The sequence below is a fragment of the Pontibacter liquoris genome (assembly GCF_022758235.1).
Taxonomy (GTDB): domain Bacteria; phylum Bacteroidota; class Bacteroidia; order Cytophagales; family Hymenobacteraceae; genus Pontibacter; species Pontibacter liquoris.
In genome coordinates, this window is record NZ_JALEBG010000002.1 from 246,155 (window position 1) to 270,876 (window position 24,722).

Sequence of the window (24,722 nt, forward strand, 5' to 3'; positions counted from 1 at the left end):
GGGTTGCCTACACAAAAGCATCTGATTAAGCGCTAAGCTAAAAGTACATAATTCATGCAGAACAGCATCGCCTTTCTATATCAAAAATACCTCGAATGCCGCCACGTCAGCACCGACTCGCGGGCAGCCCAGGACCAAAGCTTATTTTTTGCCCTGAACGGCCCCAACTTTAAAGGCGCCAGGTTTGCCGCCACGGCTCTGGAGAAGGGCGCCCGGTATGCCGTGGTAGATGCCCCGGCCATGGCCGCCGAAAACGTGTTTGTGGTGGAGGATACGCTGCAGGCCCTGCAGGACCTGGCGCGCCACCACCGGCGCCAACTCAGCATCCCCGTTATCGGCATTACGGGCTCCAACGGCAAAACCACCACCAAAGAGCTCATTCATGCCGTGCTGAGCCAGAAGTATAATACCCTCTACACGCAGGGCAACCTCAACAACCACATTGGCGTGCCGCTCACGCTGCTGCGCCTCCGGCCCGAGCACGAGATGGCCATCATCGAAATGGGCGCCAACCACATCGGCGAAATTGCGCAGCTTTGCACCATAGCCCAGCCCACCCATGGCCTGATCACCAACATCGGCAAAGCCCATTTAGAAGGCTTTGGAAGTTTAGAGGGAGTAGCCAGGGGAAAAAGCGAGCTCTACGTGCACCTGGATAACCACCAGGGCACCGTGTTTATAAATACCACCAACGAGCACCTGGTGCGCATGAGCCGCCGCATCGAACATAAAGTAACCTACCCCGCCCCCGGCGACTACTATCATTCCGAGTTACTGGAAGCATCGCCTTATGTGGTGTACAAGGATGAAGAAGGCAACGTAGTACGTACGCAGCTGGTAGGCAGCTACAACTATGAGAACATGGCAGGCGCAGCTGCCATAGGCAAGTTTTTCGGGGTGCCGCTGGCCAACGTCAACGAAGCCATTGCCGGCTACAGTCCGGTCAACAACCGCTCGCAGGTGCTGCAGCAGGGCAGCAACACCATCATCCTGGATGCTTATAACGCCAATCCTACGTCGATGGCCGCTGCTGTGCGCAACTTCGGCAACATGCATGCGCCCCGCAAAGTGGTGATACTGGGCGACATGTTTGAGATGGGCCCCGAAAGCGAAACAGAGCACCGCGCCTTAGGTGAGGTGGTAGCAGAGCAGCCTTTCGATACGGTTATACTTTGCGGCAAGGACATGCAGTATGCCGCTGCGGTGAACGAGGCGTTTTTATACTTTGAAACCAAGCCCGAGCTGACCAAGTGGTTGCAAGAACACCCGGTTACAGAAAGCTACGTGCTGGTAAAAGGCTCCAGAGGCATGGGCCTGGAAACTTTGGTGGAGGTTCTTTAGAAGAATAGAAGAACTATCATGAATTAAACATACCTAGCAACACGCAGCAACAGCCCGTTTGAGGAAGGCAAGACCAAGCTGGATAACTATTTTCTATATTAAGTTTTTTTATATAAATAAAGACCATGTCTTTTACAGGCATGGTCTTTTCAATAATATTTATATATATTACTTAACCTAACTAATATAGAAAGTATGAAAATAAGATGTACTCTTTTGACCTTGCTATTAATTTTCGTCCGGTTTGCTTACGCACAAACACCAGACACTACATCCTATAAGCACCACCTAGGCATTATTGCCAGTCCTACATTACATAAAGTATTCGATAGTAACAGGGAGCTTCCGGTAGGTTTAATTTATAAACGCCAAATTAAAGCGAACGCTGCCTTTAGAGCTACGTTGGTGGGCACCACTTCTATGTACGAACATTCTTCTCCATCACCAAACAATAAATCCACATCTGAAAATAGTTATTTTCATGTTCAGTTAACAGGAGGATACGAATGGCAGGTTCCTTTAAGTAATCGTTGGGAATTGTACTATGGTGGAGAAGCTGGGCCAGTTTACGGAAGATCAGTATCAAAAAACAGAAGCGGGAATTCTGATTACTATAACGGCACAACTGTTAAAGATAATTCATACAATGTTGGGGCTGTGGTCCGGCCATTTGCCGGAATTGCTTTTCAGATCAATAGCAGATTATACATTGCGACGGAAACAGCAATTGTTGCTTACTACCATACTGGGAAGTACAAAACGCATACTGCAAGCTATGGCAATACTAGCGATGGGACATCAAAGTATAGCTATGCTAATATCAAATATCAGCCGCTTTCCAATTTATCACTTCTGTTACGGTTCTAATTAAGTCGAAAGCGCAACAGGAGAGAAAGATTAGGTAAGTATAAAACAGCAAGGCCCACGATTCTGATGATCGTGGGCCTTGCTGTTTTATCAAAATTATATCTTTATAAGTCTAACGTCTTGTGCCTGGCGTTTTATGTCTCACCTAAAATGGCGAGTCGAAATCCTTCAGTAGTGGCAATATCTCATCCTTCGGTGATACCAGCGGCGCTGCAATTCCCCAGCTTATACTTAGAGCCGGGTCGTTCCAAAGTATACCGCCTTCTGCTGTAGGCGCGTAAAAGTCTGTGCACTTGTACAGAAAGGTGGTATTGTCTTCCAGGGCCACAAAGCCGTGTGCAAAACCTGCTGGAATGTAAAACTGGTTGTGCTTTTCAGCATCCAGCAGGCAGGTAACGTGTTGTCCGTAGGTAGGCGAGTCTTTGCGCAGGTCTACGGCCACATCCAGGGCTTTGCCCGAACTTACCCGCACCAGTTTGGCCTGCGCATGTGGCGGCTTCTGAAAGTGTAGCCCCCGCAAAACGCCCCTGCCCGACACCGACTGATTGTCCTGCACAAAATTAGGAGCCAGGCCTAGCGGTTCAAACCACTTTTGGCTGAACGTCTCCAGAAAGTAGCCCCGTTCGTCGCGGAAGATACGTGGTGTAAATTCTATTAGTCCCTGTATATGAAAAAGCGTGTGCTCCATGAGGTTAATGTGCTGATCTTGACGTGTAGTAAATTAATTTTGAATAACTGACTTTTGAATAAATGAATACAAAAGCCGCACTTTATACTTTAATCATCCCGCTTTTTATAGCCTCCTGTTGTCAGCACCTGTCTGTGAAAGATTTCTGGATACTAGGTGGCAGGTAAAATACATCCTTGAGTACCGTTTCCCGGCTTTTTTATATTTCCTATTCAAAGAAGCCGCCCATACCTGACTTATTCAAGACCTTTTCATTCAATGATTCAGTCATTCAAAATTCTACCTTCCTTAACCTGCGCAATGGCTGCTTTATACTTCTGGATTACAAATTGGTCATCGAATTTGGTGGTGGCCAGTTGGCGGCTGGCTTGGCCCATCCGCTCCAGTTCTTCGTTGCTTAGCTGTAGCATCTGCCCCATTTTGGCGGCCAGGTCGGCTGGGTCGCGGGCGCGGCAAAGATACCCATTCACATTGTGGTGCACCACCTCGCGGCAGCCAGGCACATTGGTGGCAATTAAAGGTTTGGCCATGGCAGCGGCTTCCAGCAGCGTGCGCGGCGTTCCTTCGCGGTAAGAAGGCAGCACCACGCAGTCGGCCTGCGCCAGTACAGGGGCTACCTCGTCGGTTGCACCCAGGTACTCGACTCCGCCGGTAGCCAGCCACTCCTCCAGCTGTTGTTTCGGGATGCCGGAGCGACTGCGCTCATCCACTTTGCCCAGCAGCTGGCATTTCACCCCGGCGTGCTGCGCCTGCAACCGTTTGCTGGCTTCTATAAACTCCACCACACCTTTGTCAAAAAGCACCCGCGCCACCATCAGGAACACAAAGGGCTGGTTGCGCCGGAATGCACCGATGGGCCGGAATGCCTGCAGGTCGATGCCGGAGCCCGGCAGCACCTCCGTGATGCTGGCGGGCACCAGTCTGTTGCGCAGGAAAAGTCGACGGTCGTCGTGGTTCTGGAAAAATACTTTGGCCGGATAGCGAAACGCAACCCGATACAGCTTCAGGGCGATGGCCGAAATATGATCGCGGGTGATAAAGACGCTGCCCAGTCCGGATACATTGTTGATGGCCGGAATGCCCGCCCAATGGGCCGCAATGGCGCCGTAAATATTGGGCTTGATGGTATAATGCAGCACCACATCGGGCCTGAGCTGCCGGTAAGCCCGGTACAGGCGCCAGACAAGCAGCAGGTCCGGGAAGGGGTTGGTGCCTCTGGCCATCTGCACGGGCACAAAGGTGCAGCCGGCAGCTACCAGCTTTTGGGAATAGGCATCGGGCGGGGCCACCGCTATTACCTCATGGCCGTCTGCCAACAGCGCCTGCAGCAGGCGCATACGGAAATTGTAGATGTTCCAGGAAGTGTTGATGACAATGGCTATGCGCATACCTGCTCATCACAAAGAAAGCGTTCTTGGGGCCTAAAAACCGTAAGTTAGCCATTTTAGCAGAAGCATCAGAAATTTTAAAGTAAATTGCACACCGGCGCGCTATGCGCTCCATCACAACTATAAAAGCATGCCCGTAACAGCATTCCTGCACACACACGTACTGGTAGTAGTTCTTTTTCTACTGCTGTTTGCTGCCAAGGCAGTTTTGCTGCTCCTAAACAAGCACCAGCTGCTGGCCACGGTACGTCATAAAACCAAGGTGGCCGACATACTCCTGGGCACCCTAATCCTTATTACAGGGGCATACCTGGCCACGCAGTACAATGGCGGCCTGCCGGCGTGGCTTATCCTTAAAATAGTACTGGTACTGGCTGCTATTCCGATCGGCATTGCCGGTCTGGCGCGCCAAAGCAAGCTGCTGACGGTGGTGGCGCTCCTGCTTTTCCTTTATGTATATGGCGTGGCCGAAACCAACAGCCTGATCATGAACAACCAGGAGCCGATAGCAAAGGCTGCCCTTCCGGATGCGACGGATACGCCCGAAACAGATGCCGTCGAAACAGGCCAGCCTTCCGCAACCAACGCTGCGGCACCTGAAAACATCATCGCTGCCATGAGCGAGAGCCAGTTGGCCAACGCCAAAGCCATCTACACGCAGGTATGCGCCAGCTGCCACGGGGCCGATGGCGCCAAAAACAAACGCAACGCGGCAAACTTACAAGTTAGTCAACGCAGCCTGAACGACCGTAAAACCGTTATTGAAAATGGCCGCGGCCTGATGCCTGCCTTCGGCAAGCAGCTGAGCGCGCAGGAAGTAGAGATGCTCGCGGCTTACACCATGACGCTTAAGAAATAATTAATGGGAAAAAAGCAATTTTATGATACCGCCAAGCCGCAGGAGACTGCCGTGCTGGTGGCTGTTCCGAGTTACCGCCAGACCGACGAGCAAACCAAAGAATACCTCGACGAGCTGGCTTTTTTAGCAGAAACGGCCGGGGCCGAAACCCTCAAGCGTTTTATTCAGAAGCTCGACAAACCCGATGTGCGCACCTTTGTAGGCAGCGGCAAACTGGAGGAGATCAATGCCTATGTAAAAGAGCACGATGTGGACATGGTTATTTTCGACGATGACCTCTCGCCCTCGCAGGTGCGCAACATTGAGCGGGAACTGCAGGTAAAGATCGTGGACCGCAGCCTGCTTATACTTGATATTTTTGCCCTCCGCGCCAAAACCGCGCAGGCACATGCCCAGGTAGAGATGGCCCAGTACCAGTACCTGCTGCCCCGCCTGACTAACCTGTGGACGCACCTTTCCAAGCAAAAAGGAGGTATCGGTATGAAAGGCCCGGGAGAGACCGAGATCGAGACCGACCGCCGTATTGTGCGCGACAAGATCGCCTTGCTGCGCGAGCGCCTCAAAAAACTTGAAAAGCAGAACTACGAGCAGCGCAAAGCCCGCGCCAGCATTGTACGGGTGGCCCTGGTGGGGTATACGAACGTAGGCAAATCGACGCTGATGAACCTGCTCTCCAAATCCGACGTGTTTGCCGAAAACAAGCTGTTTGCTACCGTAGATGCCACGGTGCGCAAGGTGGTGCTCGACAACACACCGTTCCTGCTCTCCGACACGGTAGGGTTTATCCGCAAGCTGCCAACCAAGCTCATCGAAGCCTTTAAATCGACGCTGGATGAGATCCGCGAAGCCGATCTGCTGGTGCATGTGGTGGATATCTCGCATCCTTCATTCGAAGAGCAGATCGCCATTGTTAACGATACGCTCAAAGACATCCACGCCGCCGAAAAGCCGGTGCTGCTGGTGTTCAATAAAATAGACCGCTACCTGGCACAGCGCGAACAGGAACTGCAGGAAGAAGGCCACGACGTGCGTCCCTCCATCGAGGATCTGAAAGCCACCTACATGGCCAAGGTACACGCCCCGGCGCTCTTTATCTCAGCCACCGACAAGGTCAACATCGAGCAGCTGCGCGACGAACTACAGCGCCGCGTGGCCGAGATCCACTTTGAACGTTACCCCAACAATGTATAGATAAGTATAGCAGAACGCCCTCTCCTAAAAACAGGAGAGGGCGTTCTGCTATTGGCTTTTTGTGAAGTATAAGCGGTGCAGGACCGGGCCCAACCACCCCTAACCCCTCCTTGTCTAAGGTGGGGAGCTTGGCTATTGTTGCTGGTGAAGTATGAGCGGTGTTGCTTTGGCTTCATTAGCTTGCTCCCAAGATCCTTTCAGGATGACAAAAGGGAAAAAGGCAAGGAGAGCAGGTTTATACTTATACTTGAGCAAAGTATAAGTGGTATAGTTCAGGCTACTCAGAAACATCCCCCTACCCCCTTCAAAGGGGGACTTGGTTCAAGTTGCATTGTAAAAGATAACCGATTTAATACTTGCTATACTTAAGCAGAAGTATAAACAGTAGCTATCGGACAGCTTCCCAGTCCTTGGGTTGAGCGCCTCGAGAGTTTCCGGTGCCACGATAGTGGCAGCCGGTAGGCAGGAAACGAAAGCAGCGCGATACCCGAGGACGAGCCCTCGCGGGCTTGGAGCGCTCTAAGGTAAAGATGAAACAGGACATGTATAAAACTGAGGAATTCAGCTAGCTAGCAAGTATAGCTGGAAGTTTATACCTGAAGATCAGCCTAGCCAAAGTATAAAACCGAGCGATACAGTAGTTACCAAGTATAGCCGGAAGTATAAGATAGAGCCTCAAACAACAACTTGGAAGTATAAACTGCAGTATCAAACTCAAGCTTCCAAGTATAGCTGGAAGTATAAAACCCAGCTCATACATTCCCTGCCGGGCCTCTCCACAACTATTTACAAGCAGTTTCAGTAAGTAGCAATGCTGCCGCAATTCCTTTTTAAGTGCACCCGGCGGCATACTTAATACCGACACATGATGAAGACGTTATATATCCTGCGCCATGCCAAATCGAGCTGGAAATTTGAAGGGCTCAGCGACCAGGACAGACCGTTGAATAAGCGGGGCCGCGAAGATGCGCAGCTCATGGGCCAGGAACTGGCTTCCCGCGGCCTCAAGCCCGACCTGATCCTGGCCAGCCCTGCCGTAAGAGCGCTTACCACGGCTACCCTGGTAGGCAAAGAGCTGGGCTACCAGCCGGAAGATATTGTACTGGATGAGCGGGTGTACGCCGCAGGCATCAAAGACCTGATGGAAGTGGTGCAGGAAACGCCCAAAGATGTGCAGTCGCTGCTGCTGGTGGGCCACAACGAGGGCATCTCCGACTTTGCCAACGAGCTCTCGCCGGAGAACCTGGCCCGGCTGCCCACTGCCGGCATCGTAGCCCTGCAGTTTGATTGCGATAACTGGACGGAAATCAGCCGCGACAATGCGGACTTTTTATTCTTCGATTTTCCAAAAAACTACAAGTAACACCTGCATCCTTTTCCGGCAAAAGCCGCTGATGCCAACGCCCTACCGGCACACCTTTATACCACATGAACGAAGAGCAACTATTACAGGCAAGCCCACAGCAGGAACTCCCTTTTATTAACAGGGAGCTGAGCTGGCTGGCCTTTAATTTCAGAGTATTGCAGGAGGCCGAAGACAAGCGCGTGCCGCTGCTGGAGCGCATTAAGTTTCTGGCTATTTTTTCTTCTAACCTCGACGAGTACTTTAAAGTGCGGGTGGCAACGCTCAAGCGCCTGATCAAGCTGAAAAAGAAGACACGCGAAAAGCTGGAAGAAGATCCTTCAATTACCTTTGACCAAGTGATATGCGAGGTAAAACGGCAGCAGAACGAGTTTGGCAGGGTGTACCGCGAAAGTATACTGCCCGACCTGCGCCGGGAGAACATCCACATGCTGACGGAGAACGACCTGAACCCGGCGCAGCAGCAATGGGTGAAGGCCTATTTTGAAGAAACCCTGGCTCCCTTGCTGCTCCCCATTATCCTGGATGCCACCGAAACGCACCTCTTTCTCAAAGACCAGACGGTATACCTAGGCATTAAAATGGATGATCCGAAAACGGAAGGTGACAAGCCCGAGCGTTTCAGCATGCTGGAAATCCCCACCAAAAAGCTTGGAGGGCGTTTTGTGAAGCTGCCCACAGAGGGCGAGCAACGCTACGTGATGTTTGTGGACGATGTGATCCGATACTGCCTGCCGCTGTTGTTTCCCCAATACAGGCACTTTGATGCCCATGCCGTAAAGGTGTCGCGGGATGCGGAACTGGATATTGAAGAGGAAGTATCGGGCGACCTGATGGCCAAGATTCGCAAAAGCGTTAAGAAGCGCGAAACCGGCTACCCGGCGCGCCTGCTCTACGACCCCACCATGCCCCAGGACCTGCTTGACCGCCTGATGGCTCACACCGGCATATCGGAAGAGGAACTGGTGGAAGGCAGCAAGTACCACAACTTCCGCGATTTTTTTCAGTTCCCGGACTTTAACCTGCCCCGCCTCAAGTATGACCCGCAGCCCCAGCTGGTGCACCCGTTGCTGGAGAAAGAGCCCAGCATACTGGCCGCCATGCAAAAGCAGGATTACCTGGTTCATTACCCCTACCAGTCGTTCGACTACGTGCTGCGCCTCTTTAACGAAGCCGCTACCGACCCCAACGTAACCGCCATCAGTGTTACCCTGTACCGCGTAGCCGACAAATCGGCCATTGCCAAAGCGCTGGTAAAGGCCGCTAAAAACGGCAAGCTGGTAACGGTTGTGGTAGAGCTGAAAGCGCGTTTCGACGAGGAATCCAACATTTACTGGGCAGGCAAGCTGCAGAAGGCAGGCGCCAACGTGATCTTTGGCATCGAGGACCTGAAAGTACACTCCAAGCTGGGCCTGATCACGCGCAATGAGAACGGCACCCTAGTAAACTATGCATACCTGAGTACGGGCAACTATAACGAGGACACCGCAACCATCTACGCCGACTACGCCCTGTTTACCGCAGATCCACGCCTGACCAGGGATGTGGAACAGGTCTTTAACTTTTTCGTGGATCGCCAAACCGACAAAAAAATCGAGCACCTGCTGGTGGCCCCCATCAACATGCGCGAAAAGTTTGTAGGGCTGATTGACCGCGAGATACGCAATGCCCGCAAAGGGTTGCCGGCAAGTATGATCCTGAAGATGAATGCGCTGCAGGACGAGCGCATGATCCGCAAGCTGTATGAAGCCAGCCAGTCAGGCGTTAAAATTCAGCTGCTGGTGCGCGGCATCTGCTGCCTGGTGCCGGGTGTGGCGGGGCTGAGCGAGAACATACAGGTGCGCAGCATTGTAGACCGTTACCTGGAGCATGCCCGGGTATACATTTTCCACAACAACGGCGAGGAGCAGTATTATGTGGCCTCAGCCGACTGGATGACACGCAACCTGAACCGGCGCATCGAAGTAGCTTTTCCGCTGTTGCACCCTAACCTGGTAGCGCAGGTACGCACCATCATCGACTTTCAACTGGCCGATGACACCAAAGCCCGCGATGTATACAACAACTATGTGCAGGAGCCGGCGGCAGCCAGCGTGCGCTCGCAGTACAAGACGTATGAGTACCTCCGCAGCCTGGTGCCCGAAGGGATGAATCCGGAACGAAAAGGCAAATAAGCCAAAGCGGGCAGCGCTTACTCGCCGCCGTGCTTTTTCAGGAGCTTGCGCGGGGGCACGGCAAACAGCTCCACCCCGATATACCCTGTGCCAGCCAGGTCGTTTTTGATCAGCTCGTTCTGAGAGCCGATATCATCGAACACGCGGTTGCGGTAATACTGCCGGAAACCGCCTTCCACGGCAAACCATAGAAAGTCGTAGATCTCGCGCTCGGCACGCACCAGCCCTTTAAAGTCGGTGCGGCGCAACTCCACATTCCCGAACTCCGATAAAGGCGGGTTCTTAACACGCAACGTATAGGCCGCGCCCTCGATCTTATAGCCGGCATAGAAAAGTGTTTTTTCATCCATGTTGTAGCGTACGCGGGCGTTGGCCGGAAAAATGGATTCGACACCCCACTGCTTGTTGAAAGTGCGGTTATACAGGATGCCGGGATAAATGCTCTGTCGCCCGAACGTATAGCCCACTTCCACGCCAACGCCAATGGCATAGTCGGGAGTTTTCTTCCAGCCATAAGCCAGGTCCACGGTGGTTTTCAGGAAATCAGAAATACCGATATTCTCCTGCCGGTAGTCGCCGTTTAGCTCGCCTTTGACACGGATCAGGTAAAACCGGCGGTCGTTGAGCGAGTGCAGAAAGGCCAGTTGCAGGCCCAGGCTTTTGAGATGCTTGTCCTGCAGGTTCTCATAAAGGCTGTAGGAGCTGGGCGTAATGTTGCCAAACTCAAATTCCTCATACTTATACGTAAGCCCCAGGATAAGCTTTGTTTGCGGCTTGTTGATAACGGGCCCGAAAGCGCGCACATCAAACTTGTTGTTGCGGCGCACATGCCCGCTGCCGTCGCCTACCCGCGGGTCTTCGGACTTCGAGTCGATATCAAACTGCGGCAGCCGCTCATAGCCGATTATGATGCCCCTGCTTTTGCCCATACCCTGCACCGAAGGAGAGGCATACGTTTTCAGAACCTGCGATTCGGGGTTCTGCGCCTGAGCGCGTGGGGCACCCAGCAGCAGGGCCAGCACCGGCAATAGTAAATACTTGTTTTTCATAGTGTATAGGTTAGGTTCGGAAAGCCACGTGCTGCCCCGGAGTGCGGCACGTGGCTGTTAGCTTATTTAAAACAGGAAGCCTAATTTCAGCATCCATAGCTCATCATCATCGCCCACGGCATACGTCAGCGACAACACATTGCGTTGCAGTAGCTCTGTCCAGATACCGCCGCCGTAGCCGGAATGGAGGCTACGCAAAAACGGCTGCCCCGGGTCCGTATCGTTGTATACGCGGCCTACATCATAGAGACCAAGCACCCCGAATTTAGCCGGCGTCAGGAACAGGTTATAGTTGAGCACCGCTACCCGGGCCTCCGCATTTGCATAGATAGTCGAGCGGCCGGCCAGACGTGTGCGGCGGTAACCGCGCAGGTTATCGGTGCCGCCCAGCGTGCTGGCCTGGTAAAACCGGAAGTTGCCATAGTTATGCGATGCGCCCACCCTGCCGGCCCACGTGAGCTGAAAAGGGAAATTGGGGGTGATGTAAAAGCTGAAATCTGAGCTGATATTGCCGTAGCCCAGGTGCTGGCCACCTAGCTGCCGGCTATAACTGATGCTGTTATGCCAGCGCATGCCAATACGCGGGTTGGCCTCGCTGCTGCTGCCCAGTACGTTCATGTTCAGGAAGGCCGCTACCCCCAGGTAGTGCTGCGCGTTAAACGTGCCCGCTTCCGCGTTGTAGGTATCGGTTGGCAGGTTGCCGGCTACTGCTTCATTTACCAGGAAGTTCGCAGCTTCCGGCGTGGCTACTTTAAAGCGGTCGTAAGTGGGGCCTATCCCTGCTTTAAAGAAAGAAGTAACATCTTTATACAGCATAGCGCTCAAACGCTGGCGCTCGTAGCGCACCCGGTAATAAGCCTCGTCCGTACCCGGCTCCTGGCTGGTTTCATTGCCCAGCCCGTAGAAATTACGCTGCATTTGCGGCCCTTCCACCTTGCCGTCCACAAGTATGCTCCACGGGCCCATCACCTGCCGGAAGTCGCCGTTATAGTGGGCCATAAATGAATTTGTAAAGAAAGTGTAGTTGCCTTCGAGCAGGTGCTGGGTAGCATAAGGCGTTTTCCGGAATCCTTGGGTGCGGGCCAGCACGCCAGCTCCCAGAATAGCGCCGTCATCTACGTTATACCCCAGGTTAAGGCGCGGAACTACAAAAGGAATGCTATAGTTGTCGCGATCATACACGTTCACTTCCTCAAACAAGGTGGTTTCGTCTTTCGTTTCGGAGCCAAAGTCAAACTTGTTGCCCGTATTGATATCATAAACGACCGTATACTTGCGGGGGCCGCTCACATGCGAATTGTCCACGATCAGGTCTTCGTCCCCGCCCCCGATGATGCGCACCACAATGCCTTTCTGCACGTTGCCGGTCACTTTAAACTCGTCTTCTCCGGCCAGACCGTAGAGGCGCAGCTCCTTGGTTTCGCTTGTATAAAAGGTGCGTTTGAAGAGGGTATCGAGCACCTCGCCTTCTTTGGAGAGCTTATACACGGTCAGCTGCGTCTGATCATCGTTTAGCCGGTTCACCAGAAAACGTTCGTGCTTGTCGCTGCCGGCCACATCCACGGCTTTGGCCAGGTGCTCATAATATTGCTCGGCGGCTTGCGGCAGCTTATCGCGCCGCGATTTCAGCTTGGCCACCAACTCCGGCCCTGAAATGCCGCGGACACTTTCGGGCAACTGCTGCACGGCACTTTCGATCACGGCATCTGTCAGGCTGGCTTTTATATTGTTGGCCAGGCGCAACCAGTCCTGGCGGGTAACTTTAGCAGTAAACGTGCGGTCCAGGGTAAGGGCATTCAGGTTGAGACCCAGCACATCGGGATAATCGTAACCGAAGTTCTGCACCTGCCGGGTGCCCCATTTGCGCATAGCCAGCCAGGGCAGAATGCCGTCTGCTTTAAAAAAGGCCTGGTCGCGGTCTACCGGCACAGGAATGTAAAGGTGCCCTTTGCCAGCTTTCTTGCGGTCTACCCAGCGCCATTGCCCTTCGTGGCGGTTCCAGTCGCCGATAAGCATATCCAGCAGGCGGGCCCGGACAAACGCCTGCTCATCCACTTCGTTGTCGTTGTCGTCTTTGAGTTCGCTCAACACTTTGTCGGTACCCACCAGGTTAGTGGCGTTGCCAAGGCTGGCAACATCTTCATGGTTCTCATCGGGGTCTTCCTCCAGCATGGCCAGCATGTTGCCATACTCGTCTTCATACTGCCGTAGATAAGGCGTTTGCGGGATGTATACCAACTTGGGATTGGTATGAAACACGCCGGCGGCATCAGCCAGGGGCGGCACCATCAGGGCGCCATACGGGTGCTGCGCCGATACCTGGTCTTCCAGCCGGCTACGAGCCTCTGATTCGAGGAGGAACTCGGGCAATACGACGGTTGGCTCTTTGTTTACGCTCCGGAGTTTAAATTCCCGGGCCTCGGGGTTGCGCACCTTCAGCGAAGTGGTCTGCTGCCCGCCGCCTTTCTGGTAAGGCCGCAGCCCGCCAAGCTCGTTTTTCATGTCCAGCAGGGGCGCTGTTACCGGGGTGGTCCACTCCTTGCGGTAGTGTTCTCCCTGGAGCAATTCTTTCAGTCCGCTCACCTCATACTTGCTGTTGGCCGCCAGGGTAATGGTGCTATCGCTGTAATCGGTATTATCCTGCACCAGCGGCTTTTCCTGCGGTGGCTTTTTGTTGTAAAGCAACGTGCGGTAGGTAATCCGGCCCGTAGCCCCACCGTCTACGGGTACCCAGTATTCTGTCCATACTTCCCCGTTGTCATAATAGAGCAGTTTGGAAAAGCCCTCTATCCGTTGCGCATATTCCGCATCGCCGCCGGGCTTCACAAACTGGTTCTTACAGCCCGATCCGCTGACAATCAAAGGCGTGTTATTATGCTTGAAGTACTCCAGGGCATGCTCGTGGCCTGCGGCGTACGTAATGTTATCATACTTGTCGAAGATGTTGAGCAGCCCCTCAATGTATGCCTGGTAACGCGGGTGCGGAATATCTTCCAGAATGCCGCCATACTTGCGGGCAAACGGGTAAATGGAGCCAATGATAGGTAGTGGCAGATACATCCACTCGCGGAGCATGGTTAGCGGGAAGAAGTGGTCTTTGAGCGTGAAGAAACCGCCATGTGCTCCGCGGCTTTTGAGCGGATGGTGCGCTACCACCAGGATATCACTGCCCTGGTTCTTCTCGATAATATCTTCCATCTTCACCAGAAAGTCGGCCTCGGAGGTGGCGCCGCAACCGCTGTTGTTGCCGTAAGGCCTGTTGAAAGGAAACATCCACCACTCCGAGTCTACCGCGATCAGCACCAGGTTGTCGCTCAGGCGCACTTCGTAGGGCCCCGGGCACCCGTTGCCGGGAACATAGTAATCGTCGCCCAGCACAATATCTTTCTTGTCGAGGTACTCATTTACGTAATTCTGTTCCCGCATAACGGCCTCCAGTCCGCCGCGTCCGCTGTGGTTCCAGTCGTGGTTGCCCGCTATCATGTAGGTTTCGCCGGGGTAGCCTTTCAGAATATTGAGCTGCTCGTTCATGCGCTCTTCCGACACCTTGCGATCTAAGGCACCTTCTTTGGGCAGGCCATTGTAATAGACATTGTCGCCCAGGTAAATGGTCGCGCTCTGCTCGCCGGTTTCGTTCATCATGCGCTGCAGCAGCTTGAGGGTGGGCTCCTGCACGCCGTCGGTCCGGGGTTCGCCCACATCGCCAATGAGAAATACCGTGTACAGCAGCTTGTTGCCGGGGGCGGGTTTTTCCTGCTCCCAGTTGGCTGCCTTGGGGCTATAATAGGGCTTTGTGTTGACGCAGGCACTCAGGAGCAGCGTGAGCAACAGCTGCCCGAGGAGGCGTATCGGAAGGCACTTAGGGGTATACATTTTCTTCATACGTACGAAAACTCTCTTGTCCGGGCTACGTCATACCTTGTGAAAACCTGCCTGCTTTGTAGCGGCAGACGTATTGCCAGGCTGGTGATACAGAGGCTCCTGAGCTGTAGCGGCAGGCTAGGGATGTGGCTGGACAGGCTTTGCTAACGAGACGCAACAAATTTTAGTTGTTACCCGAATCATACCTTCCGCACCGGGATTAAGGCCGATTCACTAACAAAATGCAGCAGTTACCGTAACCGCAAATTACTGCAGCCAACTACTTGACCGCAGTATACCTGCCGATCTTATGCAGCCTGCCTAAGCAGCGGCAGTACTTAAACCACTATGGAAGAAGCAACAATTATAAAGGCCGCCGGTGAGTATGTTCTTCAGCTCTTTAAGGAACAACTCTCGAAAAAGCTGGTTTACCACAATTACAGACACACCTTTGAAACGGTAACCGAAGCACAGGAACTTGGCCGCATGAGCCACCTGGCGCCCGATGAACTGCAGGACCTGGTGCTGGCCGCCTGGTTTCATGATACCGGTTATACAGTTACATATGATGGGCACGAAGAAGAGAGCAAGCGCCTGGCCACCGACTGGCTGCAGGAGCGCCAGTACCCACAGGAGCGCATCAACCGCATTCTTGGTTGCATAGAAGCAACGCAGGCCGGCGTGCAGCCGCAGGGGCAGTTGCAAACGCTTCTGGTAGATGCCGACCTGTCTAACATGGGCAAAGCCTCTTTTGCGGCCACTGCCGAGTTACTGCGGGTAGAGTGGGAAATCTACCGGAACAAGTTCTTTACAGAAAGAGAATGGGCTAAGTTTCAGCTGAACTTCCTGCTGTCCACCTCCTTTCTTTCAACCGAGGCACAACACAAATACGCCGCGCAACTGGGCCTGAACATACAGGAGCAGCGCAAATTGCTGAGCACAGAGGAGAAGCATAAAAAGAAAGAAGAGAAAAAACACCGCAAAACACTGGCGCAGCCCAAGCGGGGCATCGAGACCATGTTCCGCAACACCTATAAAACGCACCTGGACCTCAGCGGCATTGCCGATAACAAGGCAAACATGATGATCAGCTTGAATGCCATCATCCTTTCCGTCATCATCACTTACCTGAGCGCCAAGACCTCTGTGATAGGCACCGATTACACGCATCACCGCTCCCTAATTATCCCTATCGGCACTTTGCTGCTCACCACGCTGGGCTCAGTGATCTTTGCCATTATTTCGGCCCAGCCCGAGATCACCAGCCTGAAGCTCCGGAAAAACAGCTCCCGGGTAAACACCCGCCAGGTGAACCTGCTTTTTTTCGGCAACTTTACCAAGCTGCCCTTAGAAGATTTCCGCAAAGGAATGCATGAGATCATGCGCGACAAAAAATCGCTGTATAACAACATGATCACCGATATTTATTACCTGGGTGAGGTACTGAACCGCAAGTATCGGGTGTTGCGCATTTCATACACGATCTTTATGGTGGGGCTGGTGCTCACCGTCATCGCCTTTGGTATAGCCGTCGCTTTTTATTAAGAAACCCGTTCCCTGCCGGGCCACTTGTTTGGCGAGCGGATTAAAGCTAAATTTGCCTGCCGAAAATCCACCGGCCCCGTAGTTCAACGGATAGAATAGAAGTTTCCTAAACTTTAGATCCGCGTTCGATTCGCGGCGGGGCCACCATGCAAAAAGCCTGTTCCTGAATTGGAATGGGCTTTTTTAGTTTAACCTGCTGCTACTAACGCCTCCATACCTACCTGACCAGGCACATCTTTTTAAGATAAACCGCAACTTTCTGCTGCCATATCCATATATATAAGATATTATATCAGTTCTGCCTATGAGAAAGTTGCTTCTATTGGGCGCCCTTGCTGCCCTGACACTGACTGCCGGCTGTAACCGGAACAAAAAGAATATGGTACAGCATAGTTCTGAGGCTACTGAAGCTAGTGAGACCGGTGCTACGCCCCCGCTTGAGGCCGATGTGCTGCTGGTAACCCACCCCCTCATCAATGGCCAGCTCTACAACAGCCCCAGCTTTGAGGGCGTCTCGCTCATCCACTTCGACACTGCCCAGCAAATCCAGGTACTCGACACCTCCAATGCCATCTTTATAAAGGCACGCATCCGTAAAGACACCATCGCTTATACCGGCTACGTATCCAAAGCCATCCTGCCAGAGAAATAACGCCTTTTAACAAGAAGCAACACCCTTTCTCAGTTCCTTACCAGCGTTACTACCGGCCTCTTTTGCCGCTGCAGTTTCAGCCACCTTGCTTCGGCTGCACTGCTGCGAAGTATACTTCCTAACAACAATTTTTTTCTTCCCTGCTCCTTTCTAGGGCGCTTTTCAACTTCTTTATTATTTCAGACATGGCCATACTTAGTCCTGATCTGCTGCGCTGTGCTCACGGGTCGTTTTATACTTTACCCTTTACCGGAAACAAAAAAGGCAGCCCTGAAAAGGGCTGCCTTCTAGTGTTGTATGGCGCAGTATTTTACTTGATCACGACACGGCGCACTGCACTGAATTTATTTGCTTCGAGCTTAATGTAATAAAGCCCTTTTGCAAAACTGTTCAAATCGATGGTTGTGGTGAACTGCCCCTCGCCCCGCGACAATGTTTCGTGCAACACCTCGTTGCCGATTACATTGATGATGCGCAGATCTGCCGTGCGGGCATTCAGGTTAGAAACTGAAATAGTGAACACCCCGTCGCTGGGGTTTGGATAAATCGCAATGTCCTGGTCTTCCTGCTCCACAGTAAGGGCTTTTTCTTTATCTGTCTGGGTTAGCTGCCCTACGACAGGTGGGCGGGCCTGGGCTTGCGCGACCTGCACAAGCGAACACATAAACAAAGAAAGTATAAGTAGCTTCATATAAAATGAGTAAATTCTTATTCAAAATTAAACAAAAGTCGTTCCATTTATTTCAACGGCTGGCTGCATAATTTGTTCTTGCATTATACCCTATAAATCAGCGGTATTCACCAAATTATACTACCAGGCAGTTGGAATATATTAAGTACCTGTAAAGTGAACAGCATTGACTGATATTGCAATTGTAGGTGGTGGCCTGGCGGGCCTGGTAAGTGCGCTGGGTCTGGCAAAAGCCGGGCTCCGGGTGGTGCTGGTCGAGAAGAAAGTATACCCTTTTCACCGGGTATGCGGCGAGTATGTTTCCAACGAGGTGCTGCCTTACCTGCGCGCGCTTGGTGCTGACCCGGCCTTGCTGCAGCCGGCGGCCATTAACCGGTTTATGCTTACCTCTCCGAAAGGCAAGGCGCTGTTTGCCCCCTTGGACCTGGGCGGGTTTGGAATAAGCCGTTATGCGCTGGACCACTACCTCTACCAAGTGGCGCAGCAGCAGGAAGTGCAATTTATTTTGCAACAGACCGTACAGGATGTACGCTTTACAGGCGATGCCTTTACCCTGCAACTCTCCGGGGGCGAAACGCTGGCTGCCAAGGTGGTGCTGGGCGCTTTCGGCAAACGCGCCAACCTCGACCGGCAGCTGAACCGCCCTTTCTTTCAGGCCCGCTCTCCCTACCTGGGCATTAAATACCACCTTCGCTACGATGCACCCCGCGACCTGATCGCGCTCCACAATTTTAAGGAGGGCTATGCCGGCATTTCGGCGATAGAAGATGACCGGTACTGCTTTTGTTACCTGACCACGCGCCGCAACCTGAAAGCCCACAGAAGTATAGCGGCTATGGAACAGGCCGTGCTGTGCCGCAACCCGCACCTGCGCCGCATATTCGAAGAGGCTGATTTCCTCTACGACCAACCCGAGGTGATCAACGAAATATCGTTTGCGCCTAAAACCTGCATCGAGAACCACATGCTGCTTTGCGGCGATGCGGCAGGTATGATCACGCCGCTGTGTGGCAACGGCATGGCCATGGCTATCCACTCCGGCAAAATTGCTACCGACCAGGTGCTGCGCTATTTCCGGGAAGGGCTGCCCCGGCCACAACTGGAAGAAAATTACCGCCGTGCCTGGCAGCAGCAGTTTGCCGGGCGCCTGCAGGTGGGCCGCGCGGTGCAGCAGCTTTTCGGCAGCCCCATTCTTTCGGAAGTGGCGGTAGGAGCGCTGCAATGGCTTCCGCCCCTGGTGCGCCTGGTGATGCGGCAAACACACGGGCAGCCTTTCTGAGAGGTATACCTGGCCTGCCTATATCTTAAAGCAACTGCTTTCGTAGTTAGGTTGGTTACCTGTTGCCTGCCTTGTAGCAATTGGCCATAACTATAAGGCTTTATTTCTGTTTAACACCGGGCTCCTTCCGGCACCACAACCAACAGGAACACTTAGAAATATTCCCCTATGAAGAGCTACTTATGCGCTATCGGCACCGCGAACCCACCCCACAAAATACCGCAGATGCAAATTGCGGCATTTATGGCGGCCGCGCTACAGTTTGACGAGCAGGACACCCGCAAGCTGAAAGCCTTGTACCGGGTGTCGGGTATTGGCCAGCGCTATACGGTGCTCGAGGATTATGCGCGCCAGAACGGCAGCTTCACTTTTTTCCCCAATACCCCTTCGTTAGAGCCTTTTCCGGGGGTGCAGCAACGCATGAACCTCTACAAGCAGCACGCGGTGGACCTCTCGGAGGAAGCAGTACGCAGCTGCCTGTCTAAAATTTCGGGCACCCACCTGGCAGACCTCACGCACCTGATCACGGTGAGCTGCACCGGCATGTATGCCCCAGGCCTGGATATTGAACTGGTGGAACGGCTGGGCCTGCCAACCACCGTGCAGCGCACCGCCGTGAATTTTATGGGCTGCTATGCCGCCTTTAACGCCATTAAGCTGGCCGATGCCATCTGCAAAGCCACTCCCACCGCCCGGGTAATGCTGGTGTGCACAGAGATCTGCACCATCCACTTCCAAAAACACGCCGAGCAGGACCACCTGGTGTCGAATGCGCTTTTTGGCGACGGCGCGGCCGCGGTGCTGATGCAAGGCGAGCCCTGCCGGGAAGTGAGCCTGGAGCTGCAATCGTTCCACTGCGACCTGGCACCTGCCGGTAAGCGCGAGATGGCCTGGCACATTGGCGATACAGGTTTTGAGATGACGCTTTCCTCCTACGTACCTGACCTGATCAAGAATGGCATCCGGGAACTGACCGACAGGTTGCTGCAGGGCCTGAAGACCACCATGGCCGAGATCAAACTTTTTGCCATACACCCCGGCGGGCGCCGCATACTCGAGGTGATCGAACAGGAACTGGGCCTGTCGCGCAACGACAACCGCTTTGCCTACCAGGTGCTGCGCGATTTCGGGAATATGTCGTCGGCCACGGTGCTGTTTGTGCTGCAGGCGCTGATGGACGAACTCACCCATAAAGATAAGAACGAACCGGTGCTGAGCTTTGCCTTCGGGCCGGGGCTTACGCTGGAATCCATGTTACTTAAAGTGCACTATGCAGAGGCTGCTCCAACGCTCTGACGAGCCCGAGCTGATGGACGACCTCACCTTGTCAGGTGAGGAGCTGCGCAGGAACCTAAACGAGCTGGAGGTGATCAACCGCTGGCTGGGTGGCCACAAGGTGGTGCTGGATGCGCTCAGTAAGCTAACGGGCACGTATAACCGCCAGCAGCCGCTGCGCATTGCCGACATTGGCTGCGGGGGCGGCGACACGCTCAAAAGCATGGCCCGCTGGGCTCGCCGCAAAGGTATACCCGTGGAACTGCAGGGCGTAGATGCGAACGACTTTATGGTGCAGTATGCCCGCGGGCGTTGCCAGCAGTACCCGGAAATAAGCCTGCTGCAGGCCGATGTGTTCTCCGAAGCATTCGCCCGCGAGAAGTATGACATCATTGTCTGCAGCCTTTTTTGCCATCATTTCACCAACGAGCAGCTCACGAGTCTGTTCGGCAGGCTGCACCGGCAGGCGCAGCTTGGCGTGATCATCAACGACCTGCACCGCCACTGGCTGGCCTACTATGCCATCAAGTATATCACGGTGCTGTTCGGGGGCTCGCGCCTGGTGCGCAACGATGCGCCACTCTCAGTCTGGCGTGCCTTCCGACGGCAGGAACTGCAGCAACTGGTGCAGCAGGCAGGCATCAGGCAGTATTCGTTGCGCTGGATGTGGGCCTTTCGGTGGCAACTGCTCCTGCTCAAAAGCTAACCTTTGCAGCACGGCAAAGTATACTAGTTACTTTTTGACCTGTACGCCTGCTTGCCGGGCAACACACCCTTATCTTACCCGCATGAGCAACAAAGTAAAATTATGGGCGCTGGCGATCATCTCGCTTATCGCATCAGCTTTTATTATTTCCATCTTCATCAAAGTGGTGAAAGTAGTGCTCTTTGCCGTGCTGGTACTGGCGCTGGCTCCCTTCATTTACCTGGTGCTGCGCTTGTTGCTGGTGGGCGGCCGTAAAAACCGCTAAAACTGCTTTAAAAGTATACCTGCTGGGCCAGCCGGAATGTATTGGCATGCGCCTCCACAATGTGGGCCAGCTGTTTAGAGTAGCCCCCTCCCATACTTACCGTAACCGGCAGCCTGTGCCGGCGGCATAGCTCCAGCACCGTTCGGTCGCGCTCCTTGCAGCCTTCTATACTCATGGCAAGCTTGCCCAGCTTGTCGGTTGCCAGCACATCCACCCCCGACTGAAAAAAGACGAACTCCGGCTGCTGCTCGTCCAGCAGGCGGGGGAGCGTTTGTTTCAACAGCGCCAGGTAGGTTTTATCGTCCGTGCCTTCGGCCAGGGGAAGATCCAGGTCCGAGGTTTCTTTATGAAAGGGATAATTGTGGCCGCAATGCATGCTGAAGGTAAACACCCGCGGCTCGTGCCGGAAGATCTGCGCCGTGCCGTTGCCCTGGTGCACGTCCAGGTCCACAACCAGCACTTTCCGGATGCCTTCGTAGCGGAGCAGGTAGTTGGCAGCAATGGCAATGTCGTTGAGCAGGCAAAAGCCTTCACCCCTGTCGGTAAACGCGTGGTGCGTGCCGCCGGCAATGTTCATCCCGATGCCATACTGCAGCGCAAACCGGGTAGCCTGCAGCGTGCCGTTCATGATCACCACTTCCCGCCGGATCAGCTCCTCTGACAGGGGGAAGCCTGTCTTGCGCACCTCGGCAGGCGTCAGCTGCAGGTCGCGCAGGCGCTGCCAGTAGGTGGCATCGTGAGTATCAAGTATAAACTGCTCGGGCAAGGGCTCCGGCGCAAACAGGTTGTCATCCACAATAGTGCCTTCGTACAGCAGCTGTTCGGGCAGCAAATCATACTTGGCCATCGGGAAACGATGGCCCTCCGGTAGGCTGTGAGCAAATATTTCAGACCAGGCAATTTTTAGCATAGCACAAAGCTAACAACAATACTGTAGCACAAGTTTTAGGTTGTTTGCCGAGCCGATGCAAACAGTGCAAAAACTAACGCCTTTAGCAGCCCTGTTTAGCAAAGTGGATAAGTAAAAACAGGTGCCTTCTGCTGCGTAATTTTGGCCTCGCCAGTTGTGGATAATTGTGGATAACTTTGTTTATTACCCCTACTTATCCACGCTTTGCTGTTAAATGCCTGTTAAAAGTCGGACAAAATCTTAACAATTTCATATTACAGGCCCGCAGAGTGTAAAATTTTTAGCATTTATACTTACCCCTTGTTGCCAGGGCTTGTGCTGTAAGGTGCCTGGCAAAAAGCCCTGTCGCAAGTGGCCGCTCCTATCGGCCAATGCAATTCTAAGGACAGAGGATGTGTGCCCGGCGGCAGCGCTGCAACGTATAAACCCGCGATATCCGGGCAGCAGCGACAAAGCCCCGAGTGCGGCTCACAACCCATACTATCCACCAACTTGCGCCCGGCGATCAGACGGATCTTCCCCGAGGTAAACAGCAAGCTCTGCCTTATGGCCTGCCATCAGCAGCTATACCCGGCGGCAGGGCCCATACTTGCGTACATATGCGAAACATCCCGAAAAACCGTTCCTACAAAAATCAATGAAACGCGTTATGAGAAAATACCTTTGCCTGCTCCCTTTGCTCCTCTGGGGCTTTGCCGCGCAGGCGCAGGGCAATGCCCTTGCCGCTTTTAACCAGCAGCAGACCCAAACATTAAAAACAGGGATGCTGGTTTTGGGGGGGTGGGCCATCCTCAACATTGTGATCGGCAGTTTTAAACTCACCAAAGCTTCGCGCAGCAAGAAGTTCTACTTCCAGATGAACCTGTACTGGAACATCGTGAATTTGTGCATTGCGGCGGCAGCCCTTTATTCGCTTTTTGTGCCTGCTGCTGCCAGCCAGACACTTGCTCACAGCCTCTATCAGCACGAATGGTACAAGAAAATTTTATACCTGAATGTGGGCCTCGATATAGCCTATATTTTACTGGGAGCTTACCTGAAAGAGCGTGCCCGCAACTCGCCTAAAACAGAGCAATTGCTGGGATGGGGACAGGCCATAGTGCTGCAGGGCTGGTTTCTGTTGTTGCTGGATGGATTTCTGGTGCTGCTGCTGGAGTCCGGCGCTGACCAGTTGTTACGGCTTGTTCCCCCACTTTAAGCCTCGGGCAGTTAAGTTCTAAAAAAGAGAAGTTCAAAAAGTAAGTCAGTCCGTTAAGAAGCTTTGTAGAAATAGAGGCCCCACCCTGAGAGTTAAAGCCTTCGATACTTGCCACTAGGATCCTTACAGGATGACAAGAAAGGAGATCGGTCTGGAGTGTAGCAAACGTCGGGTTATACTTGCGATCTGCCAGGAGAATAGTAGTATAAGTATAAAGAAGGGCTGCCAGGTTAACCCGGCAGCCCTTCTTTATACTTATACTTGTGCCTGAAGCCTTAGCGATTGTGGCGGCCTTCGGCAAACTCTTCGATCATCTTTTTATTGAAAGCCGGTATGTCATCTGGGTTGCGGCTGGTAACCAGGCCTTGGTCTACCACCACTTCTTCGTCCACCCACTGTGCCCCGGCATTTTTCAGGTCAGTTTGCAGCGTGGGGTAGCTGGTCATCTTTCTGCCTTTCACTTTGCCTGTTTCGATCAGCGTCCAGGGGCCATGGCAGATGGCGGCCACCGGCTTGCCCGCCTCCATAAACTTATTTACAAAGCTTACCGCCTCCTGATTGCCGCGCAGCTTGTCGGGGTTCATGACGCCGCCGGGCAGCAGCAGCGCATGATAATCTTCTGCTTTTGCCTCGCCCAGCTTTTTATCTACTTTAAACGAGTCGCCCCAATCGGTGTGGTTCCAGGCTTTGATCTCGGCATTTTTATTCGGGGAGATGATGTGCGCCTCTGCGCCGGCATCCTGTAAAGCCTGCATCGGCTTGGTGAGCTCCACTTGTTCGAAACCTTCTTCTACCAGCACGGCCACTTTCTTTCCTTCTAATGTATTTGGCATTTTAAGTTTGTTTGATGGTTATAAATGTGTTCTTATCCTAAACGATGACGACGCCGGATGGTTAAAGCTCGTCCTGCATTTGCCCGTTAAGTATAGACACCCGGTCAGCTTTCTTTCCTGCTGTCGGCCGGCAGGGGCAGTCCAGACGGATCAATGGCACTGGCCGCTTTGCCAGCCGGGTTCAGATGCTGCCGGTGCTTGAGGCCTGCCACGCGGGCCTCCACTTCATACTTGTTGTTATAGTAGCCCACCCGCATCGACTCGCGCAGATACAGCCACAGAAACCGGAAAAAGCCGTGCTCCCGGAACTGCCGGATGTGGCATAGCTCATGCGCCAGCCATCCCTCGTCCTGCAGAAAGACCTCGCGGCTTACACCGCTCAAATGAATGTGGTTGCCCAGCACCATGGCTACATTTTTACTTTTGAGAACCAGGCGGGCAATGCGGGCGAAAAACGAACGTTCTACAATCTTATATTCCATAGTAGGGTGCAGTGAAATTGTACTTCCGAGTATCCTGAAAGCGGCCTGGACTGCATGCAGCCAAGCCGTCCAAACTGAAAAGCAGGCTGATACCTGCTGATCACA

General features: G+C 53.4%; 21 protein-coding genes and 1 tRNA gene. 14 read left to right on the forward strand and 8 right to left on the reverse strand.

Going from position 1 to position 24,722, the window contains the following annotated elements:
- The first annotated feature begins 54 nt into the window (after positions 1-54).
- Together LWL52_RS14440 and LWL52_RS14445 are read left to right on the forward strand one after the other, a co-directional pair.
- Entirely contained in the window at positions 55-1,341 is a 1,287-nt protein-coding gene (locus tag LWL52_RS14440) for a UDP-N-acetylmuramoyl-tripeptide--D-alanyl-D-alanine ligase (RefSeq protein WP_242921116.1), read from the forward strand.
- Between the two features lie 195 nt (positions 1,342-1,536).
- Complete coding sequence (locus LWL52_RS14445; RefSeq protein WP_242921117.1) at positions 1,537-2,208, forward strand: hypothetical protein; 672 nt, start codon at positions 1,537-1,539, stop codon at positions 2,206-2,208.
- Positions 2,209-2,353: 145 nt separating this feature from the next.
- On the opposite strand, the gene rfbC is transcribed toward LWL52_RS14445, so the two are convergent.
- Both rfbC and LWL52_RS14455 read right to left on the reverse strand, forming a co-directional pair.
- Positions 2,354-2,896, reverse strand: a complete 543-nt coding sequence (gene rfbC / locus LWL52_RS14450; RefSeq protein ID WP_242921118.1) for a dTDP-4-dehydrorhamnose 3,5-epimerase — start codon at positions 2,894-2,896, stop codon at positions 2,354-2,356.
- A 263-nt stretch (positions 2,897-3,159) separates the two neighbouring features.
- A complete protein-coding gene (locus LWL52_RS14455) occupies positions 3,160-4,284 on the reverse strand; it encodes a glycosyltransferase family 4 protein (protein ID WP_242921120.1) in 1,125 nt (374 codons plus the stop codon).
- Positions 4,285-4,414: 130 nt separating this feature from the next.
- On the opposite strand from LWL52_RS14455, the gene LWL52_RS14460 reads away from it, so the two are divergent.
- The 4 genes from LWL52_RS14460 (at position 4,415) to ppk1 (ending at position 9,871) form a co-directional block, all read left to right on the forward strand.
- Positions 4,415-5,143, forward strand: a complete 729-nt coding sequence (locus LWL52_RS14460) for a c-type cytochrome (protein WP_242921122.1) — start codon at positions 4,415-4,417, stop codon at positions 5,141-5,143.
- A 3-nt stretch (positions 5,144-5,146) separates the two neighbouring features.
- Positions 5,147-6,334 (forward strand): GTPase HflX, encoded by a 1,188-nt coding sequence (gene hflX / locus LWL52_RS14465; protein ID WP_242921124.1) that lies wholly within the window; start codon positions 5,147-5,149, stop codon positions 6,332-6,334.
- 865 nt (positions 6,335-7,199) lie between these two features.
- Positions 7,200-7,697, forward strand: coding sequence for a SixA phosphatase family protein (locus LWL52_RS14470; protein WP_242921126.1), 498 nt, complete (start codon positions 7,200-7,202; stop codon positions 7,695-7,697).
- Positions 7,698-7,762: 65 nt separating this feature from the next.
- Positions 7,763-9,871, forward strand: a complete 2,109-nt coding sequence (ppk1, locus tag LWL52_RS14475) for a polyphosphate kinase 1 (protein WP_242921128.1) — start codon at positions 7,763-7,765, stop codon at positions 9,869-9,871.
- A gap of 17 nt (positions 9,872-9,888) precedes the next feature.
- Here ppk1 and LWL52_RS14480 read toward each other — a convergent pair whose 3' ends face one another.
- Positions 9,889-10,920, reverse strand: a complete 1,032-nt coding sequence (locus LWL52_RS14480; RefSeq protein ID WP_242921130.1) for a DUF6268 family outer membrane beta-barrel protein — start codon at positions 10,918-10,920, stop codon at positions 9,889-9,891.
- Between the two features lie 66 nt (positions 10,921-10,986).
- Positions 10,987-14,802, reverse strand: coding sequence for a metallophosphoesterase (locus LWL52_RS14485; protein ID WP_242921132.1), 3,816 nt, complete (start codon positions 14,800-14,802; stop codon positions 10,987-10,989).
- A 327-nt stretch (positions 14,803-15,129) separates the two neighbouring features.
- Between LWL52_RS14485 and LWL52_RS14490 the strand changes: the two genes are divergently transcribed.
- From LWL52_RS14490 to LWL52_RS14500, 3 genes are all read left to right on the forward strand, one after another.
- The gene (locus tag LWL52_RS14490) at positions 15,130-16,326 is read left to right on the forward strand and encodes a Pycsar system effector family protein (RefSeq protein WP_242921134.1); all 1,197 of its coding nucleotides are present in this window, start codon (positions 15,130-15,132) and stop codon (positions 16,324-16,326) included.
- Between the two features lie 72 nt (positions 16,327-16,398).
- Positions 16,399-16,473 (forward strand) — tRNA-Arg (locus tag LWL52_RS14495).
- A gap of 157 nt (positions 16,474-16,630) precedes the next feature.
- Positions 16,631-16,978: a hypothetical protein gene (locus LWL52_RS14500; RefSeq protein WP_242921136.1), complete on the forward strand. Its 348-nt coding sequence runs from the start codon at positions 16,631-16,633 to the stop codon at positions 16,976-16,978.
- Between the two features lie 310 nt (positions 16,979-17,288).
- Here the strand turns inward: LWL52_RS14500 and LWL52_RS14505 are convergent, their stop codons facing one another.
- Entirely contained in the window at positions 17,289-17,669 is a 381-nt protein-coding gene (locus LWL52_RS14505; RefSeq protein ID WP_242921138.1) for a T9SS type A sorting domain-containing protein, read from the reverse strand.
- A 166-nt stretch (positions 17,670-17,835) separates the two neighbouring features.
- On the opposite strand from LWL52_RS14505, the gene LWL52_RS14510 reads away from it, so the two are divergent.
- The 4 genes from LWL52_RS14510 to LWL52_RS14525 all read left to right on the forward strand — a co-directional run bounded on the left by LWL52_RS14510 (position 17,836) and on the right by LWL52_RS14525 (position 21,194).
- Positions 17,836-18,948: an NAD(P)/FAD-dependent oxidoreductase gene (locus LWL52_RS14510; protein ID WP_242921140.1), complete on the forward strand. Its 1,113-nt coding sequence runs from the start codon at positions 17,836-17,838 to the stop codon at positions 18,946-18,948.
- 168 nt (positions 18,949-19,116) lie between these two features.
- The gene (locus tag LWL52_RS14515) at positions 19,117-20,244 is read left to right on the forward strand and encodes a type III polyketide synthase (RefSeq protein ID WP_242921142.1); all 1,128 of its coding nucleotides are present in this window, start codon (positions 19,117-19,119) and stop codon (positions 20,242-20,244) included.
- The gene (locus LWL52_RS14520; protein WP_242921144.1) at positions 20,219-20,929 is read left to right on the forward strand and encodes a methyltransferase domain-containing protein; all 711 of its coding nucleotides are present in this window, start codon (positions 20,219-20,221) and stop codon (positions 20,927-20,929) included. The genes LWL52_RS14515 and LWL52_RS14520 overlap by 26 nt, the downstream gene beginning before the upstream one ends.
- 82 nt (positions 20,930-21,011) lie before the next feature.
- Positions 21,012-21,194, forward strand: a complete 183-nt coding sequence (locus LWL52_RS14525) for a hypothetical protein (RefSeq protein WP_242921146.1) — start codon at positions 21,012-21,014, stop codon at positions 21,192-21,194.
- A 7-nt stretch (positions 21,195-21,201) separates the two neighbouring features.
- On the opposite strand, the gene LWL52_RS14530 is transcribed toward LWL52_RS14525, so the two are convergent.
- A complete protein-coding gene (locus LWL52_RS14530) occupies positions 21,202-22,104 on the reverse strand; it encodes a histone deacetylase family protein (RefSeq protein ID WP_242921148.1) in 903 nt (300 codons plus the stop codon).
- A 649-nt stretch (positions 22,105-22,753) separates the two neighbouring features.
- Between LWL52_RS14530 and LWL52_RS14535 the strand changes: the two genes are divergently transcribed.
- Entirely contained in the window at positions 22,754-23,302 is a 549-nt protein-coding gene (locus LWL52_RS14535; RefSeq protein ID WP_242921151.1) for a DUF6992 family protein, read from the forward strand.
- Positions 23,303-23,577: 275 nt separating this feature from the next.
- On the opposite strand, the gene LWL52_RS14540 is transcribed toward LWL52_RS14535, so the two are convergent.
- The gene (locus tag LWL52_RS14540) at positions 23,578-24,135 is read right to left on the reverse strand and encodes a type 1 glutamine amidotransferase domain-containing protein (RefSeq protein WP_242921153.1); all 558 of its coding nucleotides are present in this window, start codon (positions 24,133-24,135) and stop codon (positions 23,578-23,580) included.
- A gap of 104 nt (positions 24,136-24,239) precedes the next feature.
- Entirely contained in the window at positions 24,240-24,617 is a 378-nt protein-coding gene (locus tag LWL52_RS14545; protein ID WP_242921155.1) for a hypothetical protein, read from the reverse strand.
- Between the last annotated feature and the right edge of the window lie 105 nt (positions 24,618-24,722).